Genomic DNA, 16,517 nt, shown 5'->3' on the forward strand with positions numbered 1-16,517 from the left:
GGGGGGAACAAGCCCTGTCAGCCGGCAGCGCTGATCTGGCGTGAAAGGTCCCTTCCCAGATTACCGAGAGGTAGAGGTGTGGGCGGTATGGTGAAAGCACGTTCGACTCCGGATTGGATGATGTTGGGCTCCACGCTGCTGCTGCTTGCCGTAGGCGTGATTATGGTGTACAGCGCCAGCGCGGTGCTTGCGTTTCGCGAGTTCGGTGACTCGCTGTACTATTTGAAACGTCAAGCGCTGTTTGCGGCGCTCGGCATCGCAGCGATGATTTTTACGATGAACGCCGATTATTGGATCTGGAAAAAATATGCCAAAATCATTTTGATCGTCTGCTTCATCTTGCTAGTTGCTGTGCTTATTCCGGGCATCGGGGTCGTTCGCGGAGGGGCGCGCAGCTGGCTCGGGATCGGCTCGTTCGGGATTCAGCCGTCCGAATTTATGAAAATGGGCATGATCGTGTTTTTGTCCAAATGGTTGTCCGAGCAGCAGAGCTCCATTACGCATTTTACCCGGGGGCTGCTGCCGCCGCTTGGCCTCGTCGGCCTCGCTTTCGGAATCATCATGCTGCAGCCAGATCTGGGAACGGGCGCGGTGCTGGTCGGCGCCTCATTGCTGATCATCTATACGACGGGAGCCCGTCTGCTGCATTTATCGTATCTCGGACTGGTCGGGATTCTCGGGTTCGTCGGCTTGATCATTGCGGCGCCCTATCGGCTGAAGCGGATTACCGCTTTTCTCGACCCGTGGCAGGATCCGCTTGGCGCGGGCTATCAAGCGATTCAATCGCTTTACGCGATCGGTCCCGGGGGACTGGTCGGCCTCGGTCTGGGCATGAGCAGGCAAAAGTACAGTTATTTGCCCGAGCCGCAAACGGACTTTATCTTTTCGATTATTGCAGAGGAGCTCGGCTTTATAGGCGGTTCCTTCGTGCTGTTGCTGTTCACCCTGCTGATCTGGCGGGGGCTGCGTACGGCGATTACCGCGCCGGATACGTTCGGCAGTCTGCTTGCGACGGGCATCGTCGGCATGATCGCCGTGCAGGTCATCATCAACATCGGCGTCGTGATCGGCATGTTTCCCGTCACAGGCATTACTTTGCCGCTAATCAGCGCCGGCGGCTCGTCGCTAACGCTGATGCTGACCTCGATCGGCGTGCTATTGAACATTTCCCGGTATTCGAGGTGACCTTCCTTTATGAAAAAAATCGTCTTCACCGGCGGCGGTACGGCCGGTCATGTGACGCCGAATTTGGCGGTCATGGCCAGGCTGCGCCAGCTCGGCTGGGACATGGAATATATCGGTTCCAAGGATGGAATCGAGAGAGAAATTATCGAGCACGAAGGGGTTCCGTTTCATCATATCTCTTCGGGCAAGCTAAGGCGTTACTTTGACGCCAAAAATTTTAAAGACCCGTTCAAAGTGCTGAAAGGCGTCGGCCAGGCTTACCGGCTGCTGGGCAAAATTAAGCCCCATATCGTATTTTCCAAGGGCGGCTTCGTGACCGTGCCGGTTATCGTTGCCAGCAAACTGAGGGGGATTCCCGTCATTTCGCATGAGTCCGATTATACCCCGGGCCTTGCCAACAAGATCACGACGCCCCTCGTCTCCCGTATTTGCGTGACTTTTCCCGAAACGTTGAAGTATGTCCGCGGAGACAAAGCGGAACGCACCGGTCTTCCGATCCGCGAGCAGATCTTGGGAGGGAAGGCGTCCCGTGGTCTGCAAATGAACGACTTTCATTCTCAAAAGCCGGTCCTGTTTATTATGGGCGGCAGCCTGGGCGCCCAGCGGATCAACCAAACGGTTCGCGAATCGCTGGAGGGGCTGCTGGAGCGGTTTCAGGTCATTCATATTTGCGGGAAAGGAAATACCGATCCCTCCTTCGACCGCATCCGGGGCTACCGGCAGTATGCGTACGTAAAGGACGAGCTGCCGGATCTGCTCGCCTGCGCCGATCTGGTCGTCTCGCGGGCAGGCTCCACCTCCATCTTCGAATTTCTTGCGCTGCGCAAGCCGATGCTGCTCATCCCCTTGACCCGCCAGGCGAGCCGAGGAGACCAGATTCTTAACGCGGAATCGTTCCGGGGCATGGGCTACGGTAAAGTATTGTTTGAAGAGGAGCTGAATCCGGAGTCGCTGATCTCCAATCTCTGCGGCCTGTCTGCGGAGCAGGATGAAATTCGGCAGCGGATGGAATTGAATCCGTACGGCAACGGCACGGATCACGTCGTGAAGCTGATAGAAGCCTATTGTTTACCTCGCGCCTAGTGAATTTTACACTAGGCGATTGTCACACTCTGATACGTTTCACATAAACTACACTATACCGTGACAGACACTTGGCGAAGCGGCGCGCCGTCCGGGCGCAAGAAAGCAGAAGCTCTGCGCGCGCCGCCAATCCTTGATTCCGGAGCTTGTTTCCCGGAAAGCCGGACGCCGCGTCGTTCTGTGAAGGAGGTTTTCCCATGCAACAGGTCATAACGGAATTGCTGAACGGGTCCTGCGGCGAGTTGCGGCTGAACGAACCGCTTGCCCCTTACACCACATGGAAAATCGGAGGTCCGGCCGACATTCTGCTCATTCCACGTACACAATCGCAGCTTATCGATGCGGTAAAGCTGCTGAACCGGCACCAGACTCCATGGATGGCGCTGGGGCGGGGCTCCAACATGCTTGTAACCGACAAAGGGGTACGGGGTGTAGTCATAAAGCTCGGGGATGCTCTGGAAACCGTAAGGTTCGAAGGGGAACTCGTCTATGCCGGCGGAGCCTATTCGTTCATTAAGCTGTCGGTGATGGCGGGCAAGGAAGGATTGACCGGCCTGGAGTTCGCGGGGGGCATTCCGGGAACTGTGGGAGGCGCCGTCTACATGAACGCCGGGGCGCACGGGTCTGATGTGTCACGCATCTTATTGCGGGCTGAAGTACTGCTCCCGACAGGGGAGTTGGTGACGCTGAACAATGAGGATTTGGCTTATGCCTACCGACATTCGATTCTGCAGACGAAGCCGGGGATTGTGACTGAGGCGGTATTCCAGCTGCGGTATGGGGACCGCAAGGAGATTGCCGCTACACTCGCGTCTTACAAAGACCGGAGGCTGCGGACGCAGCCGCTGCAGCTTGCTTGCGCCGGAAGCGTCTTTCGCAATCCTCAAGGACACTTCGCCGCCAAGCTGATCGAGGAAGCCGGACTTAAAGGCCTTCGGGTCGGCGGAGCCGAAGTATCGCCGCTGCACGCCAACTTCATTGTCAACGCCGGGCAGGCGACGGCCCACGACGTGCTCACCCTGATCGAACAAGTCAAGACTGCCGTGAATGAGAAGTTCGGCGTCTGCCTTGTACCTGAAGTATTGGTGGTGGGTGAGCGGTAAATCGGAGGTGGGACTTTGGAAAAGTTGGTTATCGAAGGCGGGAAACCTCTCTCGGGAGCCATCAGAATTCACGGTGCGAAAAACGCCGCTTTGCCCATTCTGGCAGCCAGCATCATGGCGGAAGGAACGATCACCATTGAGAATGTGCCGGATTTGTCGGACATTCACGTGATGCTCGGCATTTTGCGGGCGCTGGGATGCAGGGCGGAGTTGGTCGGGGATAATGTAACCGTGAGTACGAACGCCGTTCATCAGTTTCATATTCCCGAAAGCCTGATGAGCCAAATGCGATCCTCCATTTTTTTGATGGGCCCGCTGCTTTCCCGTCTCGGACGCGTGGAGCTGTATCAACCGGGCGGCTGCGCGATCGGCGAGCGAAAAATCGATTTGCACTTGCAAGGGCTGGCAGCTCTGGGAGCGCATATCGAGGAAAGCGGCAGCCAGATCGTATGTACGGCCAATGAACTGCAGGGTGCGGAAATCGTGCTCGATTATCCGAGCGTGGGCGCGACCGAAAACATCATGATGGCTGCCGCAATGGCCCGGGGGATGACGACGATTACCAATGCGGCACGAGAGCCCGAGATTCAGGATTTGCAAAACTTTTTGAACGCCATGGGCGCTCGTATTATCGGAGCCGGTACGGATACGATCACCATCGAAGGCGTATCGGAACTAACCCCCTGTACTTACCGGATCATTCCCGATCGCATCGTAGCCGGCACGCTGATGATTGCCGCTGCGGTTACAAGAGGAAATGTGACGCTGGAGAAGGTTTGTCCGGCGCATCTGACCTCCGCCATTCATGTGCTCAAGCGGGCAGGTGTTCAAATCACAATTAACGGTGATATAATGAGCGTGTGCGCTCTCGGCCGGCCGAAATCGGTGGAGAGGATCGTTACCTCGCCTTACCCGTCGTTCCCCACGGACCTGCAATCTCAGATCATGGTACTGCTCAGCCTTGCCGACGGGGTAAGCATCGTAAAGGAAACCGTATTTGAAGGACGATTCAAGCACGTAGACGAACTGTCACGCATGGGAGCGGATATCCGGGTAGATTTGAACTCGGCCTATATTCGGGGGGTGCCTAGGCTATATGGCGCCACCGTGGAAGCGACCGACCTTCGCGCCGGCGCTGCGCTCGTCATCGCCGGATTGGCGGCTCAGGGATCAACCGTCATCGAACAAATCCATCATATCGACCGGGGGTACGACCGGATTGAACTGATGCTCGCGTCCCTTGGGGCGGGCATTCATCGTACGACGCCGGTGCCTACGGAGTAGCACTTTATACATCCATATGACCACAGCCGCTGGAATATCCCTTTTTCCATGGGAGAAGGGATACCCTGCGGTTTACATATTCCGTATTTGATTTGCATTATAGTGCGGGCGATAGCGGCAAATGCGGGCGAAACGGCCGTTCCGGCCCAGCCAGCGGAGGCTCTCGTCCTGTCCGGGACAAGCTGCCCGGCACGAAAGCGTACAGAGCCTGCCATGCGGGCTTTGTTGCGTTCAGAAGAGGAGGCACCTATGGAAGACAGACTCCCAGTGATCAAGAAACCGAATCCGAAAAGCCGGAGCAGCAAGAAGCTTCTGCTGTTTTTATTTATCTTTTTTATTACGCTTCTGTTGATTCTCTTCTTCCAATCGTCGCTCAGCAAAATAACGGAGATTGAGATACAAGGTCAGCAGTTGGTATCCAAGGAGGAAATCGCCCAAGCGGCCGCCGTCAAAGTGGGGGACCATTTCTTTTCCGTCTCATCCTCCAAAGTCGAATCGCAGGTCAAAGCGCTAAAGATGGTCGAATCGGTCGATGTGTCCAAAAAGTTCCCGGGTCGCCTGATCATTCAGGTGCACGAGTACCCGAAGGTAGCCTATCAAGTTGGGGAAAACAGCCAGATCGAGGCGCTGCTCGCCGATGCCAGCGTTGTGCCCGTAACGGTACAGGGCGTTGCGCTGGACAAGCCGATCTTGACGGGATGGCCGAAGGACGATCCGCTCAAGGTTAAGCTCTGTCTGGTCATGTCCAAGCTGCCGGCCTCGTACTTCTCCGACGTGTCCGAGATCAAGCCATCTCCCACGGATTCCTATCCGGACAAAATCAAAATGTACACCCGCTCCCAATATGAAGTGCAGACGACGATCGGGTATTTGCCCGAAAAGATGAAATATTTGGATTCTTACATCGCCAGCCTGCAAAGTAGTAAAATATCGGGGGGCGTGATTACAATGCTCGAAGCGGATACGCATGCACCTTTTGAAAAGGATTCGGGCAAAACGAACGCCAAGGATACGAAAGACGGCACAGATGGAAAAGTAAACAAGGATAGTAAAGACAACAAGGATAGTAAGGAAGGCAAGGACGGCAAGAATGATGAAACCTCTGCTTCCAAAGAGACGGACAAGCGTGATACCGCATCGTCGTCCGCTGACGAAAAGAGGCAGGAGGGTCAGGAAAAAGCCCGTAACTAAGCAAAATACTCTACTCAACCTGCTAGAATAGTGCTAGAATTGAAATTATGGTATAATTTAAGCCTGGCCGTGAAAAAAAATGAGCTAAAAAAGAGGGAATTGCCGAGCCGTGTGGAATATCTACAGGAGGTTTTGCTGACCAAGGCTCATATCGAAATTATGTTACAGGAGGTGCCACGGGTTGAGCAGCAATGACATCATTGTTAGTTTGGACATCGGTACATCCAAAGTTCGTGCTATTATTGGGGAAGTCGTTAACGGCGCCATTAATATAATTGGAGTTGGATCTGCCGACTCGCAGGGAATTCGCAAAGGAGCGATCGTGGATATCGATCAAACGGTCCAGTCGATCCGGAGCGCAGTGGATCATGCCGAGCGAATGGTCGGAGTGCAAATATCGGAAGTGTACGTTGGAATTTCCGGCAATCATATTGCGCTGCAATCGAGTCACGGGGTCGTGGCGGTTTCGAACGAAGACCGCGAAATCGGCGACGATGACATCGAACGGGTCATTCAGGCGGCGAAAGTGATTCCTTTGGCTCCCGAACGCGAGATTATCGGCGTTGTGCCGAACCAATACGTAGTGGATGGAACGGATCAGATTCACGATCCCCGGAGCATGATCGGAGTTCGACTGGAAGTCGAAGCGACCATCGTTACCGGTACGAAAACGGCGATACATAACTTGCTCCGTGTCGTGGAGAAATCCGGACTCAAAGTAGCCGGACTTATCTTGATGTCCCTGGCCGCAGGCCATCTGGCTTTGTCGAAGGACGAAAAGGCGGTCGGAACCGTACTGGTCGATATCGGGGCGGGCGCTACGACGATCGCCATTTTTAACGAGAACAATCTGGTTGCGACATCGACGCTTCCGATCGGCGGGGAGTTCATTACGAACGATATCGCTTACGGCTTGCGGACGCAAGCGGACATCGCCGAGAAGATCAAGCTGAAATTCGGATGCGCCATCGTAGAGCATGCAGCGCCTGATCAAGTGTTCAAGGTTAACCGGATCGGCAGCAATGTGGACAAGGAATTTTCGCAGGTCGATCTGGCGAATATCATCGAGCCCCGGGTACAAGAAATATTTCACCTGATCCTCTTGGAAGTTCAGCGGCTTGGCTTCACCGATCTGCCGGGCGGTTATGTGCTTTCCGGCGGGACGGTTTCTCTGCCCGGCGTGTTGAATATCGCCCAAGTGGAGCTGGCCTCTTCCGTTCGTATTGCCGTTCCCGAGTTTATTGGCGTGCGCGACCCTGCTTTCACGAGCGGCGTAGGGATTATCCAGTACGCCTCCAAATATTTGCGGCATTCCAAACAAAGCTCCGGCGTCAAGAAGCTGGTCACGACAAAAAAAGCGTCTTCCGGTCAAGAGCAAAAGCCCTCGGCCATGGAACGTTTCAAAAATTGGTTAAGCGAATTTATTTAAACTCGGGTAGCTTGCACGATGAAAGCCTAATGAGGGGGAAGACGCTAGTATGTTTGAATTTGATATGGACATGGAAGGGTTTGCCAAGATAAAGGTAATCGGCTGCGGCGGCGGCGGAAGCAACGCTGTTAACCGAATGATTGACACCGGCGTGAAAGGAGTCGAATTTATAACGGTAAACACCGACGCGCAGGCTCTGCATCTCGCCAAATCGGAGATGAAGCTGCAGATCGGGGACAAGCTCACGCGCGGTCTCGGGGCCGGGGCAAATCCCGAGGTCGGGAAGAAGGCGGCCGAGGAGTCTCGCGAGCTAATCGCCAATGCGCTTAAAGGCTCCGACCTCGTCTTTGTTACCGCCGGTATGGGCGGGGGTACAGGAACAGGCGCTGCGCCGGTTATCGCCGAAATCGCCAAAGAGTGCGGCGCGCTGACCGTCGGCGTCGTGACGCGTCCGTTCCGTTTTGAAGGATTGAAGCGTGCTCGGCAAGCAGAGCAGGGGATTGCCGCTCTGAAAGAAAAAGTCGATACGCTCATTATTATTCCGAACGACCGTTTGCTTGAGATCGTAGACAAGAAAACGCCGATGCTGGAAGCGTTCCTTGCGGCGGACAACGTTTTGCGTCAAGGGGTTCAAGGGGTTTCCGACTTGATCGCCGTTCCCGGCTTGATCAACCTCGACTTTGCCGACGTAAAGACGATCATGACCGAGCGCGGCTCGGCGTTGATGGGAATCGGCTACGCTTCGGGAGAAAGCCGTGCGGCAGAAGCCGCCAAGAAAGCGATCAGCTCCCCGCTGCTTGAAACGTCAATTGACGGCGCACGCGGCGTGCTGCTCAACATCACAGGCGGCAACAACCTGTCGCTTTACGAAGTCAACGAAGCGGCTGATATTGTGGCGGATGCTGCCGACCCGGAAGTTAATATGATTTTCGGTGCGGTTATTGACGAAACCTTGAAAGACGAGATTCGGGTGACCGTTATCGCCACCGGTTTCGAGCATCGCGAAGCGGCATCACCAGCCAAGAAGCCGGCAGCAACCGGTACAACGGCGTCTGCCAGCCAATCGCAGGAGCCTGTAGACAACCGTCTTGGCAACCTCCGTCCGTTCGGAGGCCAATCGTCGAACGACCAGCTCGACATCCCGGCTTTCCTTCGCAACCGCAACCGCAACGGCTTCGACAAATAATGAACTAATCCATATTGTTACTATATTGTTTAATGCACAGCCGCCTCTATCCCTAGAGGCGGCTGTTTTTTTTGTTTTGTCTTTTTGCCTCCTCACCGACCGGGAGGCATACATATCTACTTCTCCTTTGGTTGGGAGGAGTGGATCCTCACTAGATCAGCTTGTGTGGCGGAGAGCAGCGTATGTGCCGTAGAGTTTACGTGCCGCCTTTGAACTCGGGTTCTTACCGAAAGGTAAGTTGAATAGAACCCGAGTTCAACAGCGGCCGAAGGCACATACGACTGCTCGCAGCCACACGACCGCTGATCACCCTCTCCCTTCATCAACTCCGCTCCCTCAAACTCACTCCTCCCAACCCCCTCCTCTCGACAAAAATAGTATCACCCCCTCGGCATGTTTAGACAGACTTTGAAATACGATTGGGATATACTTGTCTCATTCGCGGCAAGCGGGCGGCAAGCTGGGCGGGAGGTAACGAAGATGGTCGTGTACATCGATGTCATTTTCCTCATGAACGTGCTGATCGACGGCGCGCTGCTCTGGACGACGGCCTGGTCGCGCAAGCTCCGTTACCGCCCGTGGCGGTTGGGGCTTTCCGCAGCCATCGGAGGCAGCTATGCGGTGATGCTGTTTTTTCCGCCGTTATCGTTTCTGTTTACGTTTGCGCTAAAATTTGCGCTTTCTCTGCTGATGCTGCTGACCGCCTTCGGATTCGGGGGATTGCAGCATTTTTTGCGGAACCTTGGCGCATTTTACGTCATCAATTTCATGGCAGCCGGTGCCGTTTTCGGGTGCGCCTACTTTTGGCAATCCTCGAGCGAAATCGTTAATGGCATCTTGTTCAGCCATGATCTGGGAGTCACGCTGACGATGCTGGCCTTTTCCTTTCCTTTGGCGTTATGGCTATGCCGGCATGTCCTGCAAGCCTTAAGGCGCAAGCAGGAGCTGACCTCATTCTTGGCCAAGGTGGAGGTCCATATCGACGAATTCGCTTCCAGTTGCACCGGACTTATCGATACGGGCAACCAGCTATACGATCCGCTGACGAAAACGCCGGTCATGGTCATGGAAGCGGCACAGTGGGGGGAGCGCATTCCCGAAGCTTGGCTGGTCAAAATCCGCCGGGCCGAAGTGGATCAGCTCGTGACGTCGATCGGTACCGAGCCCTTTGTCTGGCAGGACCGCTTGCGCTTGGTGCCGTATCGGGGGGTGAACCGGAATACGCAGTTTATGCTGGCGCTCAAGCCGGACCGGGTCGTTATCACAACGGGAAGCGAGCAGATCGAGGCGAACAAAGTGCTGATCGGACTGGACGGCGGCCGCCTCAGTTCGGATAACGCTTATCAGGCCATCATTCATCCTTCGTTAATCAACATGTAACACGAGCAGGACCCGATATCAACCGCCTGGCTTGCCGCAGCTCAAGGCCGTGCTTGTAAAGGAAGAACGAAGCTTGACCGCAAGAAAGTTGTTTTCAGACTGGGGATGTCCGGCTATTAAAACGGTACGAATGGGAGGAAGCGTAAACATGATGGTCAAGTGGAAGCTGATGCTGCAAATTATGTATTTTCGCCTGCTGCTGGTGCTGGGGCTCAAGTCGGACGAAATCTACTACATCGGTGGAAGCGAAGCGCTGCCGCCCCCGCTCACACGCGAAGAGGAAGAATATTTACTGGAAAAGCTTCCTTCAGGAGATGCGGCCATCCGTGGCATGCTGATCGAACGAAATCTGCGGCTCGTCGTTTACATCGCGCGTAAATTCGAGAACACAGGCATCAATATCGAAGACCTCGTATCGATCGGTGCAATCGGCTTGATCAAAGCGGTCAATACGTTCGATCCCGAGAAAAAAATCAAGCTCGCCACGTACGCCTCGCGATGCATCGAGAACGAAATTTTGATGTATTTGCGGCGTAACAGTAAAATTCGGACCGAAGTTTCGTTCGACGAGCCGCTCAATATCGATTGGGACGGCAACGAGCTTTTGCTGTCGGATGTGCTTGGGACGGAAAACGACACCATCTACCGCAATATCGAGGAGCAGGTCGACCGCAAGCTTCTCCATAAGGCGCTTGACAAGCTGTCGGAGCGCGAACGGATCATCATGGAGCTGCGCTTTGGTCTGCAGGACGGTGAAGAGAAGACGCAAAAGGACGTCGCGGACATGCTCGGCATCTCCCAGTCGTATATATCGCGGCTTGAAAAGCGCATCATCAAACGGCTCCGCAAAGAATTCAACAAGATGGTGTAAACTGGAAAAAGTTTTTTTTATCGGCAATGAAAGCGAAACCGTCCTTGCCGGAACTGGTTTTGAACGATTTTCGGGTGGCGATGGGGCGGGTAGAGAGCCCGAAGGAGCCGCATAAAAAAGCATTCCGAGGAGATAATTAACAGTAATGTTTCTCCTTGGGAGGTAATCACGGTGACCCGAAACAAAGTCGAAATATGCGGCGTCGATACGGCAAAGCTACCGGTTTTGACCAATGCGGAAATGCGTGAACTATTCGTGGACCTGCAAACGAATAACGAACGATCTGCAAGAGAGAAATTAGTCAACGGCAACCTCCGGCTCGTGCTGAGCGTGATCCAGCGGTTCAACAACCGGGGGGAATTTGTCGACGACCTGTTCCAAGTAGGCTGTATCGGACTGATGAAAGCCATTGATAATTTCGATTTAAGCCAGAACGTCAAGTTTTCCACCTACGCGGTTCCGATGATTATTGGAGAGATCCGCCGTTACCTTCGGGACAACAACCCGATCCGCGTGTCCCGCTCCTTGCGCGATATCGCTTATAAGGCGCTTCAGGTGCGTGATCAGCTGACGAATCAAAATTCGCGGGAGCCCACCATTTACGAAATTTCGGAAGCGCTCGGCGTACCGAAGGAAGATGTCGTGTTTGCGCTCGATGCCATACAGGACCCGGTGTCGCTTTTCGAACCGATCTATCATGACGGCGGCGATCCGATCTATGTGATGGATCAGATCAGCGACGACCGGAACAAAGACGTATCGTGGATCGAGGGCATTGCCCTCCGGGAAGCGATGCGAAAGCTGAACGACCGCGAGAAAATGATTTTGTCCATGCGCTTTTTCGACGGAAAGACCCAGATGGAAGTGGCCGACGAAATCGGCATTTCCCAAGCGCAAGTATCCCGGCTCGAGAAATCGGCCATATCCCAGATGCAGAAGCATGTGAAAAACTGACGGGGGCTTGCCCGACCTGCGAAGATCCGACCGACTCGCTATAACGCTGCGGGCACGGTCTTTTTTTATAGATATAGAATTTATAAGTTATCAGCGGAGCTGATTGAATTCTATATCGCAAGAAAAGCTTCCGTTAAAACACGAATGTATCTTCCTCGAAAAGGCTTCGATAAAAAGCTTTTTTTATAGCCTGGCGAGGACATTTTGCCCAAGTTGCTCATATAGTATAAAAAAGGGCATTTGCTGAGACGTCTTTTTAAAACTTTCGTTGCTTGTTGCGGTAGGGTGAAAAGTGATCCGCAGGGAGTTTTTTTCAGGCTGTGTTTGAGCCGAAGCGGATTACGTTTCACTCGCAGACGTGCCGCCAACGAAGCTTCCAAAATCGTTCAGCAATATGTCTCCCCCGGTGGTGACAGCGTGAAAATATCCGATTTCCAGACCAAAGACGTGATCAATATCGTCGATGGCAAAAAGCTGGGCCAAATCAGCGACTTGGAGCTCGATCTCCGGCAAGGACGAATCGAGGCGATCGTCGTCCCGAATTCCTCCCGTTTTTTCGGATTGTTCGGCGGCGGAACCGATGTGATTATCCCTTGGAGCAACATCGTCAAAATCGGTATGGACGTCGTCCTGGTCAAGCTGGAGGACGTTCGGGCTTTCCGGCAGCAGGAGCCGGCGGATAACGTGTATGAGTACAACCGCCAGTCCCGCGGATAAGGCAAACGAAGAGAGGCGTGCATTCACCCTGACGAACAAGGGTGTTCTTTTTTTTCGCTTCGTGTATACTGAGTAGTAAAAAGACGGGAGGCGGACCCATGGAACCTTTTGTAATCCGACAAGCCGAAAACGGCTGTGAATTGCTTATGCTGGAGCGTTTCATGAACGCCTGTCCGGCCGTTACGGCCGGGTTTACGACAAGACGCGGCGGGGTTAGCCGCGAAGCTTTCGGCAGCTTGAACTGCGGGCTTCACGTGGAGGATGCGCCCGCAGATGTGGTTGCGAACCGAAAATTGCTGGCCGAATCGCTCGAGCTGCCGTTCGAATCGTGCACATACGCGGAGCAGGTGCACGGGAAGGAAATTCAGGTTGTCGGCAAAGGGCAACGCGGTGCGGGCAACGATTCCCGGGAGAAGGCGCTGCAGGGCAAAGACGGTTTTGTCACGAACGAACCGGGGGTCTTTTTGCACGCGTTGTTTGCGGACTGTGTGCCGCTGTATTTTTACGATCCGGTCCGCAAGGCGGTAGGGTTGGCGCATGCAGGATGGAAGGGGACCGCATTGCAAATCGCCAAGGCGACGCTGGAGACGATGAGCGCGGCATACGGCACCAAGTCCCGGGACGTGAAGGCCGCCATCGGCCCTTCCATCGGCGCATGCTGTTACGAGGTGGACGATGCCGTTATTGCGCGAATGGACAAGGTGCTGGAGCAGGTTGCACCGGGCGGCGGCGCGGACGAATCCGGGCGTTCGCCGTTCTACGAGAAAAAGCCCAACGGCAAATACAAGTTGAACTTGCAACAAATAAACCGACAAATTATGATAAAAGCAGGAATTATGCCGTCTCATATCGAAATAAGTGGTTTATGCACAAGCTGCCGTACCGACTTGTTTTTCTCGCACCGCAAGGAAGGCGGAAAGACTGGTAGAATGGCGGCATGGATCGGACTGCGGGAATAGAGGCTGGGGGACTCCGGCTTGATAACACCGGGGGCCGTCCCATAGCCAGGCAGGCCGAAAGCGAGGTGAATTGACGTTATGACTGTAGAACTGAAGGAACGAATCGAAGAAGTCCGCAAGCGCATTGCCGCGACTTGCGCCCGCGCGGGACGAAGCCCCGAGGAGGTGCAAGTCATCGCCGTGACGAAGTACGTTTCTCTGGAAACGACGGGGCAAGCGCTGCGGAGCGGACTGACGGATGTCGGCGAGAATCGCTGGCAGGACGCTGCTGCCAAATGGGAAGCATTCGGCAGCGAAGGCGTGTGGCATTTCATCGGACATCTGCAAACGAACAAAGTAAAGGACGTCGTCGGACGATTCGCGTATATTCATTCGCTGGACAGGCTGTCGCTGGCCAAAGAAATCGAGAAGAAGGCGTCGGCCCTCGGAATCGAGGTTCCGTGCTTTATTCAGCTGAACGTGTCGGGAGAAGAGACGAAATACGGTTTGGAGCCCGGCGAGCTGTTTGATTTCGCGGCGGAGCTGCGGAGCATGAAGCATATCCGTGTGGCCGGTCTGATGACTATGGCGCCTTACGAAGCGGAGCCCGAGGCGACCCGCCCGGTGTTTCGCGGGTTGCGCGAATGGCGGGACCGTCTGAACCGGGAGGCCGTGCTCGACTACGAGGTGACCGGTTTATCGATGGGAATGTCGAACGATTTTGAAGTGGCCATTGAAGAAGGAGCGACTTGGGTGCGTCTTGGTTCGGTCTTGGTAGGTAAAGAGTGACAGAGATGAAACTCCGAGGAGGAAAGGATATGGGCGTAATGAATAAATTCATGAACTTTCTGGGCTTGCAGGAAGAAGAAGAAGTCGTGGAGCGCGAGCGCGTCGTAGAGCATCACGAAGAAGCTGAAACCCCGGCGCAGGAATTGCGTAAAAATAAGGGGAACATCGTCAGCATCCATTCGCAAAAAAACGTGCGGGTCATCTTGAACGAGCCACGGTCTTACGAGGAAACCCAGGAAATTGCCGACCATTTGCGCTCACGCCGGCCTGTCGTCGTCAATCTGCACCGGGTCCGGCCTGATCAGGCAACGCGGATCGTCGACTTCCTGAGCGGTACTGTGTATGCGCTCAGCGGTTCCATCTCGAAGATCGGACCGAACATTTTTTTGTGCACTCCGGATACCGTGGAAATTCACGGTTCGATTTCGGAAATGATGAACCATAACGAAGAATAGCGTACTTAGAAAGAACGAGGTGAACGGCTTGTACTACATTGAAGATTACATTCGCACTTTAATTTCGATTTATCAGTACGTGCTCATCGCCTACGTTCTGCTCTCCTGGCTGCCGAGCGCGCGAGAAAGCTTTATTGGGGAAATACTGGGGAAGCTTTGTGAGCCGTATTTGTCCGTATTCCGCCGGTTCATTCCTCCGATCGGCGGGATGATCGATATTTCGCCGATTATCGCGTTGATTGCGCTGCGTTTCGTAGGAGAAGGAATCGTTGCGGTTCTCCGTTTCATTATTCCCTAGTTTAAAGTTGCAGGAGACTTAAACCGATGATGCAGGAACAACTATATGCCCACTTCCATCCGGACGAACACCGCTTTGTCGATAAGGCGGCGGAATGGGTAGAGCGGGCCGAGCAGCATACGGTCAAGCTGACCGATTTTTTGGACCCGCGGCAGATTTTCATCCTGACCACGCTTGCCAACCGGAACCCGGACGTGCAGGTGCGATTCGACGGCGGCCATCCGGGCGCGGAACGGAAGCGGGCATTGGTCGCTCCGGATTATCGCGTGCTGGACGATGAAGAGATGGGGATCAACCTCATTGAAATTACCTCCGAGGACGAGAAACTGAAGGAGCTGGACCACGGCGATTTCATGGGAGCGATCCTCGGACTTGGCATCAAGCGCGATAAAATCGGCGATATTTATGTGCGGGAAGATGGCTGTCATTTTCTCGTGGCTTCGGAAATTGCCGATTATATCCGGCTCAATCTGAGTCAGGTGCACCGGCTGCACGTGCGCACGGAGCAGCTGCCGCTGGATAGGCTAAAGGCGACGGAAACGAAGCTGGACGAGATGTTTTTATCGGTCGCTTCGCTTCGTCTGGACGGCATCGCAAGCGACGTATACCGGCTGAGCCGGGCCAAAGTGCTTGTTCCGATTAAAGCCGGGCGGTGCAAAGTGAACTGGAAGCAGGAGGAAGATCCGAGCAAGCCGCTGAAGCAGGGGGACGTCGTATCGCTTCAAGGGTTCGGACGCTTCAAAGTGCTGGAAGTCGAAGGGGTAAGCAAAAAAGGGAGATACCGTTTAAAAATCGGCAAATATGCGTGAACGCCGATTTTTTTTGTTTGCCAATGCAGGAATATGCCAGCAACTGTCGAATATAGGATTACGCATGCGCGGACAACATAGGACCAAAGCTTTTTTGCCAAATTTGCAGGAGGTGCAGCAATGGCTTTAACACCGCTCGATATACATAACAAGGAGTTCAGCCGCTCGTTTCGGGGATATGACGAAGATCAGGTAAACGAATTTCTGGATCAGGTCATTAAAGATTACGAATCGCTGATCCGTGAAAATAAAGAGCTGCAAAATCAGTTGGCCGCGATTCAAGAGCGTCTGGACCATTTTGCCAATATCGAAGAAACGCTTAGCAAAACGATCATTATCGCGCAGGAAGCTGCAGATGAAGTGAAAAATAACGCGAAGAAAGAAGCGCAGCTGATTATTAAAGAAGCGGAGAAAAACGCCGACCGCATCATTAACGAATCGCTGACCAAAGCGCGTAAAGTATCGGTAGAAATCGAGGAGCTGAAAAAGCAGGCGTCGATTTACCGGACCCGGTTCCGCACGCTCATCGAGGCGCAGCTGGAGCTTCTTAGCAAGGAAGATTGGAGCTCGCTCGACCGGATGGAGATCGAGCAGCCTTGATTGGCCCAAGTTGACGTGGAAGCTCATTTCCGCTATACTCCCTGTATAAGTTAACATGAATCAAAGCGATGACTGGGACGAGTACTTGACGTCCAGCGGAGGCCAGCGAACCGGGGGGATGGTGCGAGCCCGGACTTCGGCGGTCAAGGAATATCCCCCAGGAGCATCTCTTGAACCTCGTTCCGGAAGTAAAGAGCATCGGCTGATCCCGTTATCGATCAATGGAGCGAAGACTTCGAGCAGGG

Annotated in this window: 17 protein-coding genes and 1 other annotated feature (1 of these 18 cut by a window edge); all 17 genes read left to right on the top strand. The window is 54.1% G+C overall.

Annotated features, from left to right (window positions below):
• Positions 1–87 precede the first annotated feature (87 nt).
• Positions 88–1,185: a stage V sporulation protein E gene (gene spoVE, locus QMG93_RS21965; RefSeq protein ID WP_281940239.1), complete on the top strand. Its 1,098-nt coding sequence runs from the start codon at positions 88–90 to the stop codon at positions 1,183–1,185.
• Between the two features lie 9 nt (positions 1,186–1,194).
• Positions 1,195–2,268 (top strand): undecaprenyldiphospho-muramoylpentapeptide beta-N-acetylglucosaminyltransferase, encoded by a 1,074-nt coding sequence (locus QMG93_RS21970; RefSeq protein WP_281940241.1) that lies wholly within the window; start codon positions 1,195–1,197, stop codon positions 2,266–2,268.
• Between the two features lie 197 nt (positions 2,269–2,465).
• On the top strand, positions 2,466–3,371 hold the full coding sequence (gene murB, locus QMG93_RS21975; protein WP_281940243.1) for a UDP-N-acetylmuramate dehydrogenase: 906 nt from the start codon (positions 2,466–2,468) through the stop codon (positions 3,369–3,371).
• A gap of 15 nt (positions 3,372–3,386) precedes the next feature.
• On the top strand, positions 3,387–4,655 hold the full coding sequence (murA, locus tag QMG93_RS21980; protein WP_281940245.1) for a UDP-N-acetylglucosamine 1-carboxyvinyltransferase: 1,269 nt from the start codon (positions 3,387–3,389) through the stop codon (positions 4,653–4,655).
• A gap of 249 nt (positions 4,656–4,904) precedes the next feature.
• Complete coding sequence (locus tag QMG93_RS21985; RefSeq protein WP_281940247.1) at positions 4,905–5,846, top strand: cell division protein FtsQ/DivIB; 942 nt, start codon at positions 4,905–4,907, stop codon at positions 5,844–5,846.
• A 181-nt stretch (positions 5,847–6,027) separates the two neighbouring features.
• Positions 6,028–7,275, top strand: coding sequence for a cell division protein FtsA (gene ftsA, locus QMG93_RS21990; protein ID WP_281940250.1), 1,248 nt, complete (start codon positions 6,028–6,030; stop codon positions 7,273–7,275).
• Positions 7,276–7,324: 49 nt separating this feature from the next.
• Positions 7,325–8,461 carry a cell division protein FtsZ gene (gene ftsZ, locus QMG93_RS21995; protein WP_281940251.1) on the top strand — a complete coding sequence of 379 codons (1,137 nt, stop codon included), beginning with the start codon at positions 7,325–7,327 and terminating at the stop codon, positions 8,459–8,461.
• Positions 8,462–8,941: 480 nt separating this feature from the next.
• Positions 8,942–9,841, top strand: a complete 900-nt coding sequence (spoIIGA, locus tag QMG93_RS22000; protein ID WP_281940253.1) for a sigma-E processing peptidase SpoIIGA — start codon at positions 8,942–8,944, stop codon at positions 9,839–9,841.
• 148 nt (positions 9,842–9,989) lie between these two features.
• The gene (gene sigE / locus QMG93_RS22005; RefSeq protein WP_025853411.1) at positions 9,990–10,712 is read left to right on the top strand and encodes an RNA polymerase sporulation sigma factor SigE; all 723 of its coding nucleotides are present in this window, start codon (positions 9,990–9,992) and stop codon (positions 10,710–10,712) included.
• A gap of 171 nt (positions 10,713–10,883) precedes the next feature.
• Positions 10,884–11,666 carry an RNA polymerase sporulation sigma factor SigG gene (sigG, locus tag QMG93_RS22010; protein ID WP_010491950.1) on the top strand — a complete coding sequence of 261 codons (783 nt, stop codon included), beginning with the start codon at positions 10,884–10,886 and terminating at the stop codon, positions 11,664–11,666.
• A gap of 417 nt (positions 11,667–12,083) precedes the next feature.
• The gene (locus tag QMG93_RS22015) at positions 12,084–12,383 is read left to right on the top strand and encodes a YlmC/YmxH family sporulation protein (RefSeq protein WP_010491952.1); all 300 of its coding nucleotides are present in this window, start codon (positions 12,084–12,086) and stop codon (positions 12,381–12,383) included.
• A gap of 98 nt (positions 12,384–12,481) precedes the next feature.
• The gene (pgeF, locus tag QMG93_RS22020) at positions 12,482–13,342 is read left to right on the top strand and encodes a peptidoglycan editing factor PgeF (RefSeq protein ID WP_281940258.1); all 861 of its coding nucleotides are present in this window, start codon (positions 12,482–12,484) and stop codon (positions 13,340–13,342) included.
• 78 nt (positions 13,343–13,420) lie between these two features.
• Positions 13,421–14,110 (top strand): YggS family pyridoxal phosphate-dependent enzyme, encoded by a 690-nt coding sequence (locus QMG93_RS22025; protein ID WP_281940259.1) that lies wholly within the window; start codon positions 13,421–13,423, stop codon positions 14,108–14,110.
• A 29-nt stretch (positions 14,111–14,139) separates the two neighbouring features.
• Complete coding sequence (locus QMG93_RS22030; RefSeq protein ID WP_281940261.1) at positions 14,140–14,565, top strand: cell division protein SepF; 426 nt, start codon at positions 14,140–14,142, stop codon at positions 14,563–14,565.
• Positions 14,566–14,593: 28 nt separating this feature from the next.
• Positions 14,594–14,863 carry a YggT family protein gene (locus QMG93_RS22035; RefSeq protein ID WP_010491958.1) on the top strand — a complete coding sequence of 90 codons (270 nt, stop codon included), beginning with the start codon at positions 14,594–14,596 and terminating at the stop codon, positions 14,861–14,863.
• Positions 14,864–14,889: 26 nt separating this feature from the next.
• A complete protein-coding gene (locus tag QMG93_RS22040; RefSeq protein WP_281940263.1) occupies positions 14,890–15,672 on the top strand; it encodes an RNA-binding protein in 783 nt (260 codons plus the stop codon).
• Positions 15,673–15,792: 120 nt separating this feature from the next.
• Positions 15,793–16,272: a DivIVA domain-containing protein gene (locus QMG93_RS22045; RefSeq protein WP_253412881.1), complete on the top strand. Its 480-nt coding sequence runs from the start codon at positions 15,793–15,795 to the stop codon at positions 16,270–16,272.
• A 59-nt stretch (positions 16,273–16,331) separates the two neighbouring features.
• Positions 16,332–16,517: a binding site (T-box leader), on the top strand (it continues 84 nt past the right edge of the window).

This window comes from Paenibacillus tyrphae (assembly GCF_027925525.1).
Taxonomy (GTDB): Bacteria; Bacillota; Bacilli; order Paenibacillales; family NBRC-103111; genus Paenibacillus_G; species Paenibacillus_G tyrfis_B.

What these genes read in the sequence shown, in the direction of transcription:
- QMG93_RS22040 (WP_281940263.1), top strand. Translation starts at nt 14,890, where the DNA reads ATGATGCAGGAACAACTATATGCCCACTTCCATCCGGACGAACACCGC.
- sigE (WP_025853411.1), top strand. Translation starts at nt 9,990, where the DNA reads ATGATGGTCAAGTGGAAGCTGATGCTGCAAATTATGTATTTTCGCCTG.
- QMG93_RS21970 (WP_281940241.1), top strand. Translation starts at nt 1,195, where the DNA reads ATGAAAAAAATCGTCTTCACCGGCGGCGGTACGGCCGGTCATGTGACG.
- ftsZ (WP_281940251.1), top strand. Translation starts at nt 7,325, where the DNA reads ATGTTTGAATTTGATATGGACATGGAAGGGTTTGCCAAGATAAAGGTA.
- pgeF (WP_281940258.1), top strand. Translation starts at nt 12,482, where the DNA reads ATGGAACCTTTTGTAATCCGACAAGCCGAAAACGGCTGTGAATTGCTT.
- QMG93_RS22025 (WP_281940259.1), top strand. Translation starts at nt 13,421, where the DNA reads ATGACTGTAGAACTGAAGGAACGAATCGAAGAAGTCCGCAAGCGCATT.
- murB (WP_281940243.1), top strand. Translation starts at nt 2,466, where the DNA reads ATGCAACAGGTCATAACGGAATTGCTGAACGGGTCCTGCGGCGAGTTG.
- spoVE (WP_281940239.1), top strand. Translation starts at nt 88, where the DNA reads ATGGTGAAAGCACGTTCGACTCCGGATTGGATGATGTTGGGCTCCACG.
- QMG93_RS21985 (WP_281940247.1), top strand. Translation starts at nt 4,905, where the DNA reads ATGGAAGACAGACTCCCAGTGATCAAGAAACCGAATCCGAAAAGCCGG.
- spoIIGA (WP_281940253.1), top strand. Translation starts at nt 8,942, where the DNA reads ATGGTCGTGTACATCGATGTCATTTTCCTCATGAACGTGCTGATCGAC.
- QMG93_RS22030 (WP_281940261.1), top strand. Translation starts at nt 14,140, where the DNA reads ATGGGCGTAATGAATAAATTCATGAACTTTCTGGGCTTGCAGGAAGAA.
- QMG93_RS22045 (WP_253412881.1), top strand. Translation starts at nt 15,793, where the DNA reads ATGGCTTTAACACCGCTCGATATACATAACAAGGAGTTCAGCCGCTCG.